Source organism: Weissella confusa (genome assembly GCA_041871065.1).
GTDB classification, from domain to species: domain Bacteria; phylum Bacillota; class Bacilli; order Lactobacillales; family Lactobacillaceae; genus Weissella; species Weissella confusa_A.
The window spans coordinates 2011373-2029800 of the sequence record CP168942.1 but is presented as its reverse complement, the minus strand read 5'-3'; the positions used below and the strand labels follow the sequence as shown (position 1 = coordinate 2029800).

Sequence of the window (18428 nt, the reverse complement as noted above, 5' to 3'; positions counted from 1 at the left end):
TCAACATGGATGAGATTTTTGAGAAGGTCCAAGCGGTTGTTGACCGTTATGATGAAATCAGCGAATTGATTTCTGACCCTGATGTCATTTCAGATACACAACGTTTCATGGCGCTTTCTAAGGAAGAAGGTAGCTTGCGTGAAACAGTTGAGACGTTCAAGCGTTACAAGGAAGTCGTAGAAGGCATCGAAGGTAACGAAGAGATGTTGAACGAAGGTCTTGGCGACGCTGAATTGGAAGAGATGGCCAAGGAAGAGTTGAAGGAGTTGAAGGGCGAGAAGGAAGAGATCGAAGAGAAGTTGAAGATCTTGCTTTTGCCTAAGGACCCTAACGACGACAAGAACATCATCATGGAAATCCACGGTGCTGCTGGTGGTGACGAAGCTGCTTTGTTCGCTGGTGACTTGTACGACATGTACTCACGCTACGCTGAAAAGCAAGGCTGGAACGTTGAAGTCATCGACGAGAACAAGACTGAAATCGGTGGTTACAAGGAAATCGTTTTGATGATTACTGGTGACAACGTTTACTCAAAGTTGAAGTTCGAAAACGGTGCGCACCGTGTGCAACGTGTGCCTGACACTGAATCAGCTGGTCGTGTTCACACGTCAACGGCGACGGTTGGTGTTATGCCTGAATACGAAGATGTCGACATTGAAATCGAAGACAAGGATTTGCGTGTCGATGTTTACCGTTCATCAGGCGCCGGTGGACAGCACGTTAACAAGACGTCATCAGCCGTTCGTATGACCCACTTGCCTACGGGTATCGTGGTTGCCATGCAAGACCAACGTTCACAGCAACAAAACCGTGCGAAGGCCATGGAAATCTTGAAGGCCCGTGTCTACGACTACTACGCTTCACAAAACGAAGCTGAGTATGCTGAGCAACGTAAGACGGCCGTTGGTACTGGTGATCGTTCAGAGCGTATCCGTACGTACAACTACCCACAAAACCGTGTGACGGACCACCGTATTGGTTTGTCATTGAACAAGTTGGACCGTATCATGAACGGTGAATTGGGCGACATTATCGACGCCTTGATTATCGCTGATCAAACGGCCAAGTTGGAAGAATTGAAGCAAGGATAAGACACAATGTTTGATGAACAATGGATAATTCAAGCAGTTCGCGATTGGGGTGATTGGCAACTTGAGCCATACATTCACGATGAAGAAGAGCGACTAGCACAAATCGATTATCTACTAACTGGGATGATGGATTGGAATTATGCGCAATTGGCGAATAACTTGAATACCGTCTTGGAAGATGAGAAGCGCTTGCGTTTCATGGTGGCCGTGCGTGCCATCAAGGGTGGTCAACCGGTGCAATACGCATTGGGCCACGCGGCTTTCTACGGGCGCGAGTTCAACGTTGATCGACGTGTATTGATTCCCCGTCAAGAAACTGAAGAGTTGGTGGAATGGGTTCTCAATGATTACAAAGCCAGTGGTGAGCCTAAGCGCGTCCTTGATATTGGGACGGGTTCAGGTGCCATTGCGGTAACCATCGGGGCTGAACGCCCAACTTGGGATGTGACGGGCGCTGATATTTCAGTTGACGCCCTTGAAGTTGCCAAGTCAAATGCTGAGCAATTTGCCAAGCAAGTGCAATTGATTGAGAGTGACTTGTTTAGTGCGGCTTCAGGCCAATACGACATCATCATTTCAAACCCGCCTTACATTAGTGAGCAAGAGCGCGACGTGATGGATGAATCAGTCATTATGTACGAACCAGATTTGGCGTTGTTTGCGGACGACGAAGGATTGGCGTTGTACAAGAAGATGGCTGCTGAACTACTAGATTATCTAAGTCCACAAGGAGCAGCGTACTTTGAAATCGGCTATCAACAAGGACCAGCTTTGCTAGCGGTCTTTGGCGAGTTGCCAGGTGTCTCAGTATCATTGCGCCAAGACATGAGTGGACATGATCGCATGATTAAAGTGTCACGGGAGGCATAACATGGCAGAGACAAAAATTTGGTCAGCTGATGAATTGCCCGCAGCGGTTCGCGCCATTAAGCGTGGGTCACTCGTTGCATTCCCAACTGAAACAGTCTATGGCTTGGGCGCGGATGCGTTTAACGATACGGCTGTTGGTAAGGTGTACGCTGCAAAGGGTCGTCCATCTGACAACCCGTTGATTGTGCACGTTTCCGACCCAGAACAAGTTGACCGCTTTGCTGAGGTGAACGACTGGGCGAAGAAGTTGATGGACGCCTTTTGGCCTGGTCCATTGACAATGATTTTGCCAGTTAAGCCTGGCACGGTGTCAACGACGGTGACGGGTGGCTTGGACACAGTGGCAGCGCGCATGCCAGATAACGATTTGACGCGTGCATTGATTCGTGAGGCCGATGCGCCATTGGTTGGGCCATCTGCTAACACATCAGGTAAGCCATCACCAACCACGGCGAAACACGTTTACCATGATTTGCATGGTAAGATTGCCGGCATCTTGGATGATGGGGCAACAAAGATTGGGGTTGAATCAACGGTCATTGACCTATCAACTGATCAACCAGCCGTTTTGCGTCCAGGTAAGATTACGCCTGGTCAAATTGAAGACGTGTTGGGTGTGGCGGTTGATTCTGAGATTCGTCACGTGGATGCTGATGAAGCACCCAAGGCACCAGGTATGAAGTACCGCCACTACGCACCTGACAAGGATGTGTACATGGTGGCACCAGAAGACTGGACGCAAGCCATCATTTGGGCCCAAGGACAATTGGAACCGGTTGGCTTGATGTTGACGAATGATTTAATTATTCAACACCAGTTGGCTGGCATGGACTTTGTGTGGTCTCTCGGGGATAATGGAGATACCGCAGCAGCAAAATTGTTTGCCGGTTTGCGTTACTTTGATGATCGCAAGGATGTGCGGACGGTTTTGGTTGCTGCCATGCCATCGACACCAGAAAACAGTGCCTACAATAACCGTCTTGGAAAGTCTTCCGGCGGACATTGGGTAACGGAACTGTTAGCTGATTAATTTTGGGGATATCGTTTATATTTGGGGATTTAATAGGAGGTCATGTGAATGACAAATTATCGTGAGTTTGATCCGGAGTTGTGGGCTGCCGTTGACCGCGAGGCTGACCGTCAAGAGCACAACATCGAGTTGATTGCATCTGAAAACATTGCATCAGCAGGGGTGCGTGCTGCGCAAGGTAGCATTTTGACGAACAAGTACGCTGAAGGTTATCCTGGCAAGCGTTACTACGGTGGAACTGAGTTTATCGACCAAATCGAGCAATTGGCGATCGATCGTGCCAAGGAATTGTTCGGTGCGGACTACGCCAACGTGCAACCACACTCAGGTTCACAAGCCAACGCAGCTGTTTATGCAGCTTTGCTTGAGCATGGTGACCACGTGTTGGGGATGGACCTCGACGCTGGTGGTCACTTGACGCACGGTTCTCCTGTTAACTTCTCAGGTAAGACGTACCAATTCCACGCCTATGGTTTGGATGAGAACGAGTTGATTGATTATGACCAAGTCCAAGCTTTGGCTGAAGAATTTAAGCCTAAGTTGATTGTGACGGGTGCATCAGCCTACTCACGTTTCATTGACTTTGACCGTTTCCGTAAAATCGCTGATTCTGTTGGCGCATACTTGATGGTTGATATGGCACACATCGCCGGTTTGATTGCTGCTGGGGTTCACCCATCACCAGTTGGTATCGCTGATGTGGTCACGACGACGACGCACAAGACATTGCGCGGACCTCGTGGTGGTATGATTTTGGCCAAGGAAGAGTTGGGTAAGAAGTTGAACTCAGCCATCTTCCCTGGTACGCAAGGTGGACCTTTGGAGCACGTGATTGCTGGTAAGGCCGTTGCGTTCTACGAAGCGATGCAACCAAGCTTCAAGGAATACGGTAAGCAAATCGTGGCTAACGCTAAGGCTATGGCTGAAGTATTTAGCCAATCAGATTTGGTTCGCGTCATTTCTGGTGGTACGGACAACCACTTGTTCAACCTTGATTTGACGGCCACTGGTTTGACGGGTAAGGAAGCCCAAAACTTGTTGGACAGCATTCACATTACGACCAACAAGGAAGCCATTCCAAATGAGCCTCGTAGCCCATTCATCACATCAGGTATCCGTATTGGAACGCCAGCAATTACGACGCGTGGATTCAAGGAGCATGAAGCTCGCGAAGTCGCACACATGATTTTGCGTGCCTTTGAGAACCACGATAACCAAGAAGTTCTTGATATGATTGCCAAGGAAGTTATTGCATTGACGGATAAGTTCCCATTGAGTGGAATTGAACACGCTGAATAACAATTACCTGTATAATAGTAGAAAATGAATTGGAGTACATGACATGAGCAAGCTAACTGTTTTTGATCACCCACTAATCCAACACAAGTTGACGATTATCCGTGATAAGAATGTTGGAACGAAGGAATTCCGTGAGATCGTTGATGAAATTGCTTCATTGATGGCCTATGAAGTCACACGTGATTTGCCAGTTGAAGATGTTGAAATCGAGACACCAGTTGCCAAGACGACGCAAAAGCAATTGGCTGGTAAGAAGTTGGCCATCGTGCCAATCTTGCGTGCTGGTTTGGGGATGGTCGACGGAATCATGAAGTTGATCCCAGCTGCACGTATCGGTCACATCGGTATGTACCGTGATGAAGAGTCATTGGAGCCAGTTGAATACTTCGTTAAGTTGCCAGAAGACATCGACCAACGTGAAGTTTTGGTTGTTGATCCAATGTTGGCTACTGGTGGTTCAGCTGTTATGGCTATTGACGCTTTGAAGAAGCGCGGTGCAACTAAGATTAAGTTGATCACGTTGGTTTCTGCACCAATCGGTGTTGAGACTGTACAAAAGGCCCACCCTGATGTTGATATCTATACGGCTGGTTTGGACGAAGGTTTGAACGAGCACGGATACATCATCCCAGGTTTGGGTGACGCGGGTGACCGTTTGTTCGGTACTCACTAATTAGTTAAAGAAAATTTGGAGACTGCAAGAATTAATTCATGCGGTCTCCATTTTTGTCTTTGATAATAGTAGTGAAGATGATAATAGAAATTGAGGAGATACGCGATGAAGGTATTAGTAGTAGGCGCAAGTGGGCGCGTCGGCGAAGAGTTGGTTAAGAATCTTGTGGCGGATGGCCGTCAAGTGATTGCGGGAACGCGGCACACGGACCAAGACTTTGGTGAAGGTGTTGAAGTAAAGAACATTGATTTGCTGGCAGATGAAGCAACGTTGGTTGGCGAATTGCGTCCATTGGAATTGGATGCCATTTACTTCGTGGCTGGATCACGTGGTAAGAACTTGTTACAAATCGATGCTTTCGGTGCCGTGAAGCTTGAAAATGCTGCGGACAAGTTGGGCGTCAAGCGCTTTATCATGTTGTCATCATGGCACTCACTATCACCTGCTGAGTGGCAAGACGAGAGCATGATGAACTACAACATCGCGAAGTTCTTTGGTGATCACTGGTTGATGCACCACACGGAATTGAACTACACGATTTTGCAACCGGTTGGATTGACGGAAGAACCTGCCACGGGCAAGGTTGACTTGAATCCAAAGAACGCCGGTACGGGCAAGAACACGATTGCCGATGTGGCTAAGGTGTTGTCAGAAATGTTGAAGTGTGAGAACACATTCCACCGCGTTATTTCAATGCGCCAAGGTGAAACTGACATCAAATTGGCACTAGATACACTTAAGTCAATTTAATATAGAAGGTTAAACGTTTAATGTGGAGCTGGCTTGTTTACTAACTTTGTTAACTAGTTTATACTGAGTGAAGTTAAGAAAAGACGTCTTTAAGTCAGCCCAGCGAGACTGACAAGTTCGGGTCAACGTGCAACCGTACGTTAGAAGATTTTTTACAGCTGGGATGACATGGTCGTCCTGGCTGTTTTTTGTATAAAGACGGGAATTATAGAGGAGTTTGCTCATGGATATGAAGCGTGACGTCGTACTTGACGTTAATGAGAAGCCTGGGTTCTTGCAATGGATTGGATTGTCATTGCAACACATGTTCTCAATGTTTGGGTCAACGGTTTTGGTACCGTTGTTGGTTGGTTTGAATCCTGGAATTGCCTTGTTCAGTTCTGGTGTGGGAACTTTGCTCCACATCTTGATTACGAAGAAGCAAATTCCAGCGTACATGGGTTCTAGTTTTGCCTTCATCATTCCGATGGTGGCCTTGATGAAGACCACAGGATACCCTGGTGTTGCCACTGGTGTTATCTCAGTTGGTATTGTTTACTTGATTGTGGCTGCAATCGTTGCCGTAATCGGTACGAACTGGATTGAAAAGTTGTTGCCACCGATCGTGGTCGGGCCAATCATTATGGTTATCGGTTTGTCATTGTCATCATCAGCTGCACAATCAGCAACGTTGTTGAACGGTAAGTACGACATCCGCGTCTTCGCGGTTGCGATGATCACGTTGGGATTGACGATTGTCTTCAACATGTTCTTGAAAGGCTTCCTTGGTTTGATTCCAATCTTGTTGGGAATCGTTGGTGGATATATCTTCGCTATCTTGTTCGGGTTGGTTGATTTGGCACCAGTTGCACACGCTGCTTGGTTCGCCTTGCCAGACTTCGACATTCCATTCGTTGATTACAGGCCAGTCATGCACTGGGGCGCAATCATCGTTATGGCGCCATTGGCTTTGGTAACGATCACGGAGCACTTGGGTCACTTGATGGTCTTGGATGACTTGACGGGACGCGACTTCATGCGTAACCCAGGTTTGCACCGTACGTTGGCTGGTGACGGTACTGCCTCAATCTTTGCCGGATTGGTCGGTGGACCTTCAGTGACATCATATGGTGAAAACATTGGTGTTATGGCCATTACGAAGGTGCACTCAGTTTACGTTTTGATTGGTGCCGCCGTATTCGCCATCTTGTTCTCATTCGTTGGTAAGTTGTCAGCGTTGATCCAATCAATTCCTGGCGCCGTTACGGGTGGTGTGTCATTCTTGCTATTCGGTGTTATCGCAGCGTCAGGTTTGCGTATCATCGTTGAAAACAAGATCGACTTCAACTTGAAGCGTAACTTGATGATTGCCTCATCAGTTTTGGTTATCGGTATCGGTAACGCTTACCTACAAGTGGGTGAGGGTAACGACATCATCCAATTCTCTGGTGTTGCCATCGCCACTGTCTTGGGGATTTTCTTGAATTTGGTATTGCCAGAAAAGGCTGCTTCAGAGAAATAGTTAATAATTATACAAACTCAAACCGCGGTTTCCGATATGGAATACCGCGGTTTTTTCTTGTAAAAAGTGGGAATAGGCGTTGGTATGACTAGGATTATGCTATTTTTTAGAATATCTAAAATATCAAATTATGGATATAAATATGAAACTATTCCGAAGTGGAATGTTTAAAACCGCGGTTTTACGGCGTTTCTAAATCTGATTGCACATTTGGGACAAAAGTGTTGAAGCTTAAAACGTTGAATTCACATATAAAAGGCGTAATATTAGGGGGTAAAAGTTTTAAACGGTCTGTGTTCTGCGCATCACCGCGATTATTTAGAAAGGAAAGAGGTGGATTTCTGTGGGTGAGAAGACCGCAACCTTTAGCATTGCGGGGCTAACGTTCGACTGGAGCATCATTATTTCAACGACTGTTACATTCGCTATTGTTTTCTTCTTGGCGTTTTGGATGTCTCGTAAGCTGGTTATGAAGCCAGCTGGCGCGTCAAAGCAAAACTTCCTTGAGTGGATTATCGATTTTACCAACGGTATCGTTGATGGATCGCTTCCAAATCGAACTGGAACTAATTTGAAGTTCTTCGCATTCTCAATGTTCATGTTCATCTTTGTTGCCAACCAACTAGGTGTTGCCTTCGTGGTTGACTTCAATGACGTAACGTTCTTGCGTTCTCCAACGGCTAATCCGTTGGTCACGATGACCTTGGCATTGATTGCAATCGGAATGTCCCACTACTTGGGTGTTCAAAAGCTCGGATTCAAAAACTACTTCAAGTCAGTTTACTTGAGTCCATTCAGCGCATTGCTGCCAATTAACATTATTGAACAATTCACGAGTTTCTTGACATTGGGACTTCGTTTGTTCGGTAATATTTTTGCCGGTGAAATGGTCTTGTCTCTTCTTTGGGAATTGGCAAAATCAGCCGGTGTCGTATCATTCGTTCCAGCATTCTTGCTAACGATGATTTGGCAAGCATTCTCTTTGTTTGTCGGAAGTATTCAAGCTTATGTCTTTGTGACGTTGACGACAGTTTACGTTTCAGAAAAGACTGAGATTGAAGAGTAATTTTTTCTTAATTAATCGGAGGATTAAAAAAATGGACGTTGCAACCATTGGTGTTGGTGTTGCCGCAGCGGGTGCCGCAATTGGTGCCGGAATTGGTAACGGTATTGTTATTTCAAGCATGATCTCAGGTATGGCTCGCCAACCTGAATTGGAAGGTAAGTTGCGTTCTAACATGTTCATCGGTGTTGGATTGGTCGAGGCCGTGCCTATCATTGCCATCGCCATTGCCTTCATGTTGTTGAGCAAGTAATAGTAACGCGGAGGCCAACTAATTATGATTAATCAAATTGTTCTAGCAGGTGCTAGCGAAGGGTTGGCTTTGGGTAACATGTTGTTTGTACTAGTGGCATTCCTTGTGTTGATGCTTCTTTTGAAGTACTTCGCTTGGGGTCCAGTAGTAAAGATGATGGAAAAGCGTGCGAAAAAGGTTTCTAACGATTTGGACTCTGCTGAAGAGGCCCGTAAGCAAGCCGAAGCTGATGCAGCTGAGCGTTCAGCTCAATTGCAATCAGCTCGCACTGAAGCAAACGGCATCATCGCTGACGCTAAGACTGCTGCAGGAAAACAACGTGATCAAATCGTTGCGGACGCGCACGCAGCTGCCCAAGCTACTAAGGATCAAGCTTCAGCTCAAATCGAGCAAGAGCGTGCCGAAGCAATGGCTGGCGTTAAGAACGATGTTGCTGAATTGTCAGTGACGATCGCACAAAAGATTATCCAAAAGGAACTAAAGTTAGATGATCAAAAGGCGTTGATTGACGCCTACATCGAAGGGTTAGGTAACAAGTAATGGCATTGGATCAAGCAACGATTGCTAAGCGATATGCCGTTGCTTTGTTCGAATTAACCCATGACCAAAACACGGATGCTGCTACTTTGGCCGAATTGGTTGAAGTACGTACAGTATTGGTGGAAAACCCAGAATTGACGAAGGCTATCGAATCAATGCGTGTGCCTGAGTCAGCTAAGCAACAAATGGTAGCAACGCTATCTGATGGTGCTAGCCAAGTGGTTAAGAACTTGTTGCAAATGGCGTATGATTATCGCCGTTTCAGCGACCTACCTGCAATTATCACAGCTTATGAAGACTTGGTTAACAAGTCTGAAGGTGTGGTATATGCCGAGGTTAAGACTGCTGTTGCTTTGAGCGACGAACAAGCTGCCCGTATGACGGAACAACTTGCAAAGCGCTTTGAAGCTAAGGAGATTAAGTTGACACAAGTTGTCGACGAAGCCTTGCTTGGTGGTGTTGTTGTACAAGCGAACAACCAGATTTTGGATGGGTCATTAGCAACTAAGTTAGCTGCTATTCGTCAGAGTATCATCCGCTAGTAATCTGAAAATCTAGTAGAAATTGATGTTGTGTGTGATGAATAGACACACTTTAAAGAAAGAGGAACTGCTGAAATGAGCATCAAAGCTGAAGAAATCAGTTCACTCATCAAGAGCCAATTGGCCAACTATCAAGACGAATTGACTGTTCAAGAAACGGGAACTGTTACCTACGTTGGTGACGGTATTGCCCGTGTAACCGGTTTGGAGAACGCTCTTGCCGGTGAATTGGTCGAGTTTGAGAACGGCGTATTTGGTATGGCACAAAACCTTGAGTCTAATGATGTTGGTATCATTATCTTGGGTAAGTACGACGAGATTCGCGAAGGCGATACTGTTAAGCGCACTGGTCGTATCATGGAAGTGCCTGTTGGTGAGGGATTGATCGGACGTGTTGTTAACGCATTGGGTCAACCAATCGACGGAATGGGACCAATTAACACGACGAGCACTCGTCCTGTTGAAGTAAAGGCCCCAGGTGTTATGGAGCGTAAGTCTGTTTTCGAGCCACTACAAACTGGTTTGAAGGCCGTCGACGCTTTGGTTCCAATTGGACGTGGACAACGTGAATTGATCATCGGTGACCGTAAGACTGGTAAGACGTCTGTAGCCATCGATACAATCTTGAACCAAAAGGATCAAGACATGATCGTTATCTACGTGGCTATTGGTCAAAAGGATTCAACTGTGCGTACGCAAGTTGAAACTTTGCGTCAAATGGGCGCTTTGGATTACACGATTGTTGTGTCAGCCGGTCCTTCAGAACCAGCTCCTATGTTGTACTTGGCTCCTTATGCCGGTGCAGCTATGGGTGAAGAGTTCATGTACAACGGCAAGCACGTCTTGATTGTGTACGATGATTTGTCAAAGCAAGCTACGGCTTACCGTGAGCTGTCATTGATTCTTCGTCGTCCTCCTGGACGTGAAGCCTACCCTGGTGACGTCTTCTACTTGCACTCACGTTTGCTAGAACGTGCTGCTAAGTTGTCAGACGAATTGGGTGGCGGTTCAATGACTGCTTTGCCAGTTATCGAAACGCAAGCGGGTGACGTTTCTGCGTACATCCCAACTAACGTTATCTCAATCACTGACGGACAAATCTTCTTGGATGCCGACCAATTCTACGCCGGTGTTCGTCCTGCCATCGATGCCGGAACTTCTGTTTCACGTGTTGGTGGTGACGCCCAAATCAAGGCGATGAAGAAGGTTGCCGGAACGTTGCGTTTGGACTTGGCTTCATTTAAGGAGTTGGAGTCATTCGCACAATTCGGTTCTGACTTGGATGCGGCAACGCAAGCTAAGTTGGCCCGTGGTCGTCGTACGGTTGAGTTGTTGAAGCAACCTTTGCACCAACCATTGCCTGTTGAAGAGCAAGTTTTGTCATTGTACGCCTTGACTCGTGGCTTTATGGACGATGTTGCTGTTGAAGATATCCAACGCTTCGAATCAGAAATGATCGCTGCTGTTCGTGCTTCACACAACGACTTGTTGCAAACGATTGTTGACACAAAGGACTTGCCTGATGCAGATGCTATGAACGCCGCTATTACGGAGTTCAAGGCAACCTTTGCGCCAAGTGCCCAATAATTAGGGAGGGGCGATAAATGGCAGCTTCTTTGCAAGATATTCAACGCCGAATTGCCTCAACAAAAAAGACGCGACAAATCACGAGTGCCATGCAAATGGTCTCAACGGCTAAGTTGAGCCAAATTCAACGTCACGGTGGATCATACACAACGTATGCTAACGCCTTGCACGACGTTGTGGCTCACTTATCTAATGCGCACATCAACAATGTTTCTGGTACTTTGCTAGAACAACGTGATGTGAAGAAGGTTGGCTTCTTGGTCATCTCTTCTGATCGTGGTTTGGTTGGTGGTTATAACTCAACGCTATTGAAGGGTATGATGGCGATTATCGAAGAGCGTCAATTGACGCCTGACCAAGTGGTTATTTTGGCCGTTGGTGGTAATGCCTCAGACTTCTTCAAGAAGCGTGGCTACAACGTTGCGTACGAGTACCGTGGTGTGTCTGACGTGCCTACCTTTAACGAGGTTCGCGAAATCGTTAAGACCGTTACGACGATGTACGATAACGAAGTCTTTGATGAGTTGACTGTTGCATACCAACACTTCGTATCACGTATTCAAAATGAATTGCGTTTGGAGAAGATGTTGCCAGTTTCTACTGACGACATGGAACCAACGTCTGAAGATTCAGTGAAGGCGGATTACGAAATGGATCCTTCTCCAGAACAAATTCTTGGTGTGGTTTTGCCACAATATGCTGAGAGTTTGGTCTACGGTGCTATCTTGGATGCCAAGACGGCTGAGCACGCGGCTTCTGCCAACGCAATGTCATCTGCAACTGATAACGCTAAGGAAATCATCCGTACGTTGGAATTGCAATTTAACCGTGCGCGTCAAAGTGCGATTACGACGGAAATTACAGAAATTACAGGTGGTATGGCTGCTTTGGATTAATCCAAGCGTCATAGCAACCTTTTGAAATGAAGGAAGGAAACGACAATGAGTACCGGACGTGTTGTTCAAGTCATTGGTCCAGTCGTCGACGTTGCCTTTCCATCAGGAACTCAAGTACCTGACATCAACAACGCTTTGATCATCGATAAGGGTGAGCAAGGTACGTTGACGGTCGAAGTATCTTTGGCTTTGGGTGATGGTGTCGTACGTACGATCGCCATGGACTCAACTGATGGTTTGCAACGTGGAATGGCCGTAGAAGACACTAATGCACCAATTAGTGTGCCTGTCGGTGAAGCTACGTTGGGACGTGTGTTCAACGTTTTGGGTAACCCCGTTGATGGTGGTGAAGAGTTGGGTGAGGATGTTCCTCGTGACCCTATCCACCGTGAGGCCCCAGCTTACGACCAATTGGCCACATCTACTGAAATCCTTGAAACTGGTATCAAGGTTATCGATTTGTTGGCACCTTACATCCGTGGTGGAAAGATCGGATTGTTTGGTGGTGCCGGAGTTGGTAAGACAGTTTTGATTCAAGAGTTGATTCACAATATCGCTCAAGGTCACAACGGAATCTCTGTATTTACTGGTGTTGGTGAGCGTACCCGTGAAGGTAACGACATGTACCACGAAATGCAAGATTCAGGCGTTTTGAAGCAAACGGCCATGGTTTATGGTCAAATGAACGAGCCTCCTGGAGCACGTATGCGTGTTGCGTTGACTGGTTTGACAATCGCTGAGCACTTCCGTGATGTTAACGGACAAGACGTGTTGTTGTTTATCGACAACATCTTCCGTTTCACGCAAGCTGGTTCAGAGGTTTCAGCCTTGTTGGGACGTATCCCATCAGCCGTTGGTTACCAACCTACGTTGGCAACTGAAATGGGTCAATTGCAAGAGCGTATTACGTCAACGCAAAAGGGTTCAGTTACGTCAATCCAAGCCGTTTACGTGCCTGCCGATGACTATACTGACCCTGCTCCTGCGACGACATTTGCCCACTTGGATGCCACGACTAACTTGGAGCGTGCTTTGACGCAACAAGGTATCTACCCAGCCGTGGATCCATTGGCATCAACGTCAACTGCTTTGACGCCTGAGATTGTTGGTCAAGAACACTACGAAGTAGCTACGGAAGTACAACGTACTTTGCAACGCTACCGTGAGTTGCAAGACATCATCTCAATCTTGGGTATGGATGAGTTGTCAGATGAAGAGAAGACGATCGTTAACCGCGCTCGTCGTATTCAATTCTTCTTGTCACAACCATTCTCAGTCGCTGAGACGTTTACTGGTTTGAAGGGTGAGTACGTACCAGTTGCTGAAACTGTACGTAGCTTCAAGGAAATCTTGGAAGGTAAGTACGACCAATACCCTGAAGATGCCTTCCGTAACGTTGGTGTCATCGAACAAGTAGCTGAAAAGGCTGCTACGATGGCTCAATAGTGAGGGCGCGCCATGAATGAACACAGCCTACATGTTAAGGTGGTAACGCCGAACGGTGTCGTGTTCGATTATGAGACTGCTACGTTGGTTGTGCTTAGCACGACTGGCGGTGAAGTAGGTGTCATGGCGAACCACGCACCAATTATCGCTGCTTTGAAGGTTAGCGAAGTTAAGATTGTCGATGACGTCAACGGTGTTGAAGAACGCCTTGCCGTTAGTGGCGGTTTTGCCGAGTTTTCTTCAAACGAGTTGACGGTTGTCGCTGACGCTGCAGAGCGTGCTGCTGACATCGACATTACTCGTGCGGAGTCAGCCAAGGAACGCGCTGAGCGCCGTTTGGCTGATGATAACTCAACTCGTGATGTGGAACGCGCACAGGTCGCTTTGTTGCGTGCCGTAAACCGTATCCACGTTGCTTCTGGAAAGAAGTAATAGATTGCGAATTTAAGGGTCTTGAACATTTTGTTCAAGGCCCTTTTTGCATACAAAATGGTACACTAGAAGCAATGATATTATGAGGGGAATGCGAGAATGAAATTTGGAAAACTTGTTGGTACCGGTCTGGTCGTCGTTGCATTGGCCGGTGGTGGTTATTGGTTATTGCACCAAGACCAACCAGCCGAGAAGACGCAAACAACGACCAAGCAACCAGCTAAGCAACAATCAAGCAGTGAGAAGAAGGCATATCCGGTGACGATTAAGCCAGGTAGCGAAGAAGCAACACTATTGATGGTTGTGAATAAAAAGCACCCATTGCCAGCTGACTACAACCCTTATAACGGTGGTTTGAGTCCGCGTACGGAAACGGCTAAGGATGAACTGATTGCGGCGATGAAGCAAGCTGGCTTTGACGTTGGTGACACAGTCTCAGGTTACCGTGGCTATGATTATCAAAAGACGTTGTACGATGGTTATGTCGCTTCTGAAGGGCAAGCTGGAGCTGATGCGGTGTCAGCCCGTCCAGGTTACTCAGAGCACCAATCTGGGTTGGCGTTCGATTTGCGTAACGGTAGCGGTGGCTTGTTTGCGGAAGGTGGTTCTGATCCAGCTGCCGCAAAGTGGTTGCGCGACAATGCCTACAAGTATGGTTTGATTGTCCGTTACCCAGCTGACCTAACGAGTTCAACCGGATATTCCCACGAGGAATGGCACATGCGCTATGTTGGCATGACCGCTGCCAAGGTGATTAAGGAACAAAATATCTCCCTTGAGCAATACACTGGTAATGCCGGTGGCGATTACAACAAGACAAAGAGCGATGATATTCCAGCGCTCGAAGAATATACGGCAAAATACAGCGACCGCTTAACCAAATAAGGGAGTTTTAAGCACGCGGAAAATTTGCTAAAATAGAATTAATTATGATTTGAGAAAGCAGGACGACACGATGATTGTATTATCGGGAACTATTGGAGCTGGGAAGACCAGTTTGACGACGATGCTCGCTGAGCACTTGGGAAGTGAAGCATTTTATGAGTCCGTAGATGATAACCCAATTTTGCCTTTGTTCTACGAGAATCCAAAGAAGTACGCGTTCTTGCTACAAAATTATTTCTTGAACAAGCGTATGGATAACATCAAGGACGCACAAGGAAGCAAGTTGAACGTTATTGACCGTTCAATCTTTGAGGACTTGTTGTTGTTCCAATTGAACGCTGACTTGGAGCGTGCAACGCAAACTGAAGTTGCCATTTACGGTGACTTGTTGAACAACATGATGGAGCAAGTTGATTTTTCTGACGATGCCATTGTGAAGACGCCAGATTTGTTGATTTACATCCACGTTAGCTTCGACACGATGTTGGCCCGCATTCAAAAGCGTGGTCGTGACTTCGAGCAAATCGACCACGATCCATCATTGTACGATTACTACAAGAAGTTGAACGAACGCTACATTGCTTGGTTCGAAAGTTATGATCGTTCACCAAAGCTAAGTATCGATGGTGACAAGCACGACTTTGTGAATGACCCAGAAGCTGCTAAGGCAGTATTGGCATTGATCGACGAAAAGATTGATGAATTGGGTTTGCGTGATTAATTAGGAGAATAAGAATATGTTAGATATGAAGTTGATCCGTAACGAAACGGAAAGCGTCAAGGAACGTTTGGCAACGCGTGGTGTTGACCCATCAGAAATTGATGCATTGATTGCTGACGATGCTAAGCGTCGCGAATTGTTGGTGCAAACTGAAGAGTTGAAGGCGCGTCGTAACACGGTTTCAGATGAAATCGGTTTGAAGAAGCGCAACAAGGAAGATGCTTCAGAGACTATCGCCGAGATGCAAGCAGTATCTGCTAAGATCAAGGAATTGGACGAAGAAGTTGCTAAGGTTGACGAGGCTATCCAAGACCGCATGTTGCACTTCCCTAACTTGCCAAACCCAACGATTCCAGTTGGTGCTGACGAAGAAGCCAACCGCGAAGAGCGTACTTGGGGAGAAATTCCTTCATTCGACTTCAAGCCAAAGGCCCACTACGAAATTGGTGAAGACCTTGGTATCTTGGACTGGGAGCGCGGTGCTAAGGTTGCCGGTGCTCGCTTTGTCTACTACGTTGGTCAAGGTGCCCGCCTAGAACGTGCCGTTTACAACTTCATGTTGGACGAGCACCAAAAGGAAGGCTACAAGGAAATGATCACGCCATACATGGTTAAGGATGCTGCTATGTTTGGTACGGGACAATACCCTAAGTTCATGGAAGACGCTTACCGTGTTGGAACTAACGAAGATATGACGTTGATTCCAACGGCCGAAGTGCCTTTGACGAACTACTTCCGCGAAGAAGTGATTGATGCTGACAAGTTGCCATACTCAGTAACGGCTGTTTCACCATCATTCCGTCAAGAAGCTGGTTCAGCTGGTCGCGACACGCGTGGATTGATTCGTATGCACCAATTTAACAAGGTTGAAATGGTTAAGTTTACGAAGCCTGAGCAATCATACCAAGCTTTGGAAGACATGACGGCTAACGCTGAAAACATCTTGCAAAAGTTGAACTTGCCATACCACGTTATCACGTTGTCAACGGGAGACATGGGATTCTCAGCTGCCAAGACTTATGACTTGGAAGTTTGGATGCCTGAGCAAGACATCTACCGTGAGATTTCATCAGTTTCAAACACGGAAGCCTTCCAAGCACGTCGCGCACGTATCCAATACCGTGACGAAGAGGGTAAGTTGCAATTTGTACACACGTTGAACGGTTCAGGTTTGGCTGTTGGACGTACGGTTGCTGCTATCTTGGAGAACTACCAAAACGAAGACGGAACGGTTACGATTCCTGAAGTTTTGCGTCCATACTTCGGTGCCGATAAGATTGTGCCAGAAGACACGTTGTAAAATTAAACAGTAAATTAGCTCAACAATCAGTTTTTGGTTGTTGGGCTTTTTGTTTGGCGATTTTTATGTAGTGGTGTGTGTCGACGCACACCACAAACTCCCTTTTCCCAACGACCACATTTTCTTCATATTTCAGGCAAATAATGCATAAGTTATTTGTAAATAATAAGTATATTAAGTAATGCGTTACGGAATGATGACTGTGGCGCGATAAGAGTGAGGAAAAGATATGCGTAAGGTTACGAAGCAAATGATGGCAGGTTTGATGGCAGCAGGTGTGTTGGCATCAGTTGGGACGAGCGCGAGTGCCGCTTTGGTTGACCCAGGCCTACAATCAACAAAGGCGGGTGTTGTGGTTGACGCCCAAACTGGTCAAGTTATCGCTGATCAAAACGGAACGGAGCGTTTGCCAATCGCTTCAACGACTAAGTTGATTACGATGTACATGGTTAAGGAAGCTATCAAGTCAGGCAAGATTTCATTGTCACAAAAGGTGAAGGTGCCTGAGGACATCGCGGCCTTCAGTCAAGACTTGTCAGTGGCAAACACGCCAATGACGGCTGAGAAGACGTACACGGTGCAACAATTGATCGACGCGATGATGGTGCCATCTTCAAACGGTGCTGCTTTGTTGTTGGCGAACTTGTTGGGTGGTAGCCAAGCTAAGTTCGAAAAGATGATGGAAGCTAAGTTGGAAAGCTGGGGAATTGCTGGCGTGAAGATTTACTCACCCTCAGGTTTGACGAACGGTGACATGAAGAAGTTCAAGGATTCATCAGCTGACGAAGATGTTGAAAACGAAATGTCAGCCCGCGAATTGGCTGTGGTGTCCCGTCGCTTGGTATTGGACTTCCCTGACGTGTTGAAGACAGCACAACAAAAGACGGTTGAGTTCCCTGCTGTTTCAGGTGGTACTGAAACGATGAACAACACGAACGAATTGTTGGGTAACGAAACGTTTGATTTGAACTGGCTTGGTTTGAAGACGGGAACGACGCCTAACGCCGGTGGAAACTTTGTTGGTGTAACGAAGATTCAAGGCCGTCCAGTTGTCTCAGTTGTTTTGAACTCAGGCGACAATGCTGATGCCGCTGCTAAGTTTAACGCAACGTTGACGATGGTTAAGAAGGCTGACGATGCAGTTAAGGTGCAAAAGGTTGCCTCAGGTTTGAAGCCAGCCAAGAATACGGTCTCAGTTTTGACGGCCAAGGATGGTAAGATCTCATACAAGACTAAGGGAACAGCTACTTTCTTCGTGCCAGCTGGTGAGTCAGCAACGACGAAGGCTGTGAACGCAAAGTTGAGCAAGAAGATCACAGCACCATTGAAGCAAAACGAGAAGTTGGGAACGGCGCAATTGGAATCATCATTTGCAGCAGCCAACGACTGGTTGACGGGTGCTCCTGAAGTTGAGTTGGTTTCAGTTTCAGAAGAGCCACGTGCAAACTGGTTCGCAACGACTTGGCGTGGTATGTTCGGTAAGAGCAACTACGACATTACGGCAACTAAATAATTAGATAGAAGGGTGATCACAACAGGTGGTCACCTT

The 18428-nt window shown here is 46.8% G+C and carries 19 protein-coding genes; all 19 read left to right on the top strand.

Features of this window, described 5'->3' with window-relative positions; genetic code table 11:
• Positions 1–5: 5 nt before the first annotated feature.
• Positions 6–1091, top strand: coding sequence for a peptide chain release factor 1 (gene prfA, locus ACAW68_09885; protein XGA15755.1), 1086 nt, complete (start codon positions 6–8; stop codon positions 1089–1091).
• Between the two features lie 6 nt (positions 1092–1097).
• Positions 1098–1961 carry a peptide chain release factor N(5)-glutamine methyltransferase gene (gene prmC / locus ACAW68_09880; protein XGA15754.1) on the top strand — a complete coding sequence of 288 codons (864 nt, stop codon included), beginning with the start codon at positions 1098–1100 and terminating at the stop codon, positions 1959–1961.
• 1 nt (position 1962) lies between these two features.
• Complete coding sequence (locus tag ACAW68_09875; GenBank protein ID XGA15753.1) at positions 1963–2991, top strand: L-threonylcarbamoyladenylate synthase; 1029 nt, start codon at positions 1963–1965, stop codon at positions 2989–2991.
• A 48-nt stretch (positions 2992–3039) separates the two neighbouring features.
• Positions 3040–4290, top strand: a complete 1251-nt coding sequence (gene glyA, locus ACAW68_09870) for a serine hydroxymethyltransferase (GenBank protein XGA15752.1) — start codon at positions 3040–3042, stop codon at positions 4288–4290.
• 43 nt (positions 4291–4333) lie between these two features.
• A complete protein-coding gene (gene upp, locus ACAW68_09865) occupies positions 4334–4963 on the top strand; it encodes a uracil phosphoribosyltransferase (GenBank protein ID XGA15751.1) in 630 nt (209 codons plus the stop codon).
• A gap of 105 nt (positions 4964–5068) precedes the next feature.
• On the top strand, positions 5069–5713 hold the full coding sequence (locus ACAW68_09860; GenBank protein XGA15750.1) for an NAD(P)H-binding protein: 645 nt from the start codon (positions 5069–5071) through the stop codon (positions 5711–5713).
• 223 nt (positions 5714–5936) lie between these two features.
• Positions 5937–7214 (top strand): solute carrier family 23 protein, encoded by a 1278-nt coding sequence (locus ACAW68_09855; protein XGA15749.1) that lies wholly within the window; start codon positions 5937–5939, stop codon positions 7212–7214.
• 343 nt (positions 7215–7557) lie between these two features.
• Positions 7558–8280, top strand: coding sequence for a F0F1 ATP synthase subunit A (atpB, locus tag ACAW68_09850; GenBank protein XGA15748.1), 723 nt, complete (start codon positions 7558–7560; stop codon positions 8278–8280).
• 31 nt (positions 8281–8311) lie between these two features.
• Entirely contained in the window at positions 8312–8530 is a 219-nt protein-coding gene (gene atpE / locus ACAW68_09845) for a F0F1 ATP synthase subunit C (GenBank protein XGA15747.1), read from the top strand.
• A gap of 24 nt (positions 8531–8554) precedes the next feature.
• On the top strand, positions 8555–9070 hold the full coding sequence (gene atpF / locus ACAW68_09840) for a F0F1 ATP synthase subunit B (protein ID XGA15746.1): 516 nt from the start codon (positions 8555–8557) through the stop codon (positions 9068–9070).
• Entirely contained in the window at positions 9070–9612 is a 543-nt protein-coding gene (atpH, locus tag ACAW68_09835; GenBank protein ID XGA15745.1) for an ATP synthase F1 subunit delta, read from the top strand. Before atpF ends, atpH begins: the two co-directional genes overlap by 1 nt.
• 75 nt (positions 9613–9687) lie before the next feature.
• Positions 9688–11199: a F0F1 ATP synthase subunit alpha gene (gene atpA, locus ACAW68_09830; protein ID XGA15744.1), complete on the top strand. Its 1512-nt coding sequence runs from the start codon at positions 9688–9690 to the stop codon at positions 11197–11199.
• A gap of 17 nt (positions 11200–11216) precedes the next feature.
• Positions 11217–12095: a F0F1 ATP synthase subunit gamma gene (locus ACAW68_09825; GenBank protein ID XGA15743.1), complete on the top strand. Its 879-nt coding sequence runs from the start codon at positions 11217–11219 to the stop codon at positions 12093–12095.
• A gap of 45 nt (positions 12096–12140) precedes the next feature.
• The gene (gene atpD, locus ACAW68_09820; protein ID XGA15742.1) at positions 12141–13541 is read left to right on the top strand and encodes a F0F1 ATP synthase subunit beta; all 1401 of its coding nucleotides are present in this window, start codon (positions 12141–12143) and stop codon (positions 13539–13541) included.
• A gap of 12 nt (positions 13542–13553) precedes the next feature.
• Positions 13554–13973 carry a F0F1 ATP synthase subunit epsilon gene (locus ACAW68_09815; GenBank protein XGA15741.1) on the top strand — a complete coding sequence of 140 codons (420 nt, stop codon included), beginning with the start codon at positions 13554–13556 and terminating at the stop codon, positions 13971–13973.
• Positions 13974–14072: 99 nt separating this feature from the next.
• Positions 14073–14858, top strand: coding sequence for a D-alanyl-D-alanine carboxypeptidase family protein (locus tag ACAW68_09810; GenBank protein XGA15740.1), 786 nt, complete (start codon positions 14073–14075; stop codon positions 14856–14858).
• Between the two features lie 70 nt (positions 14859–14928).
• A complete protein-coding gene (locus ACAW68_09805) occupies positions 14929–15579 on the top strand; it encodes a deoxynucleoside kinase (protein XGA15739.1) in 651 nt (216 codons plus the stop codon).
• 16 nt (positions 15580–15595) lie between these two features.
• Positions 15596–16879 carry a serine--tRNA ligase gene (gene serS, locus ACAW68_09800; protein XGA15738.1) on the top strand — a complete coding sequence of 428 codons (1284 nt, stop codon included), beginning with the start codon at positions 15596–15598 and terminating at the stop codon, positions 16877–16879.
• 229 nt (positions 16880–17108) lie between these two features.
• A complete protein-coding gene (locus tag ACAW68_09795) occupies positions 17109–18392 on the top strand; it encodes a serine hydrolase (protein ID XGA15737.1) in 1284 nt (427 codons plus the stop codon).
• Positions 18393–18428: the final 36 nt, after the last annotated feature.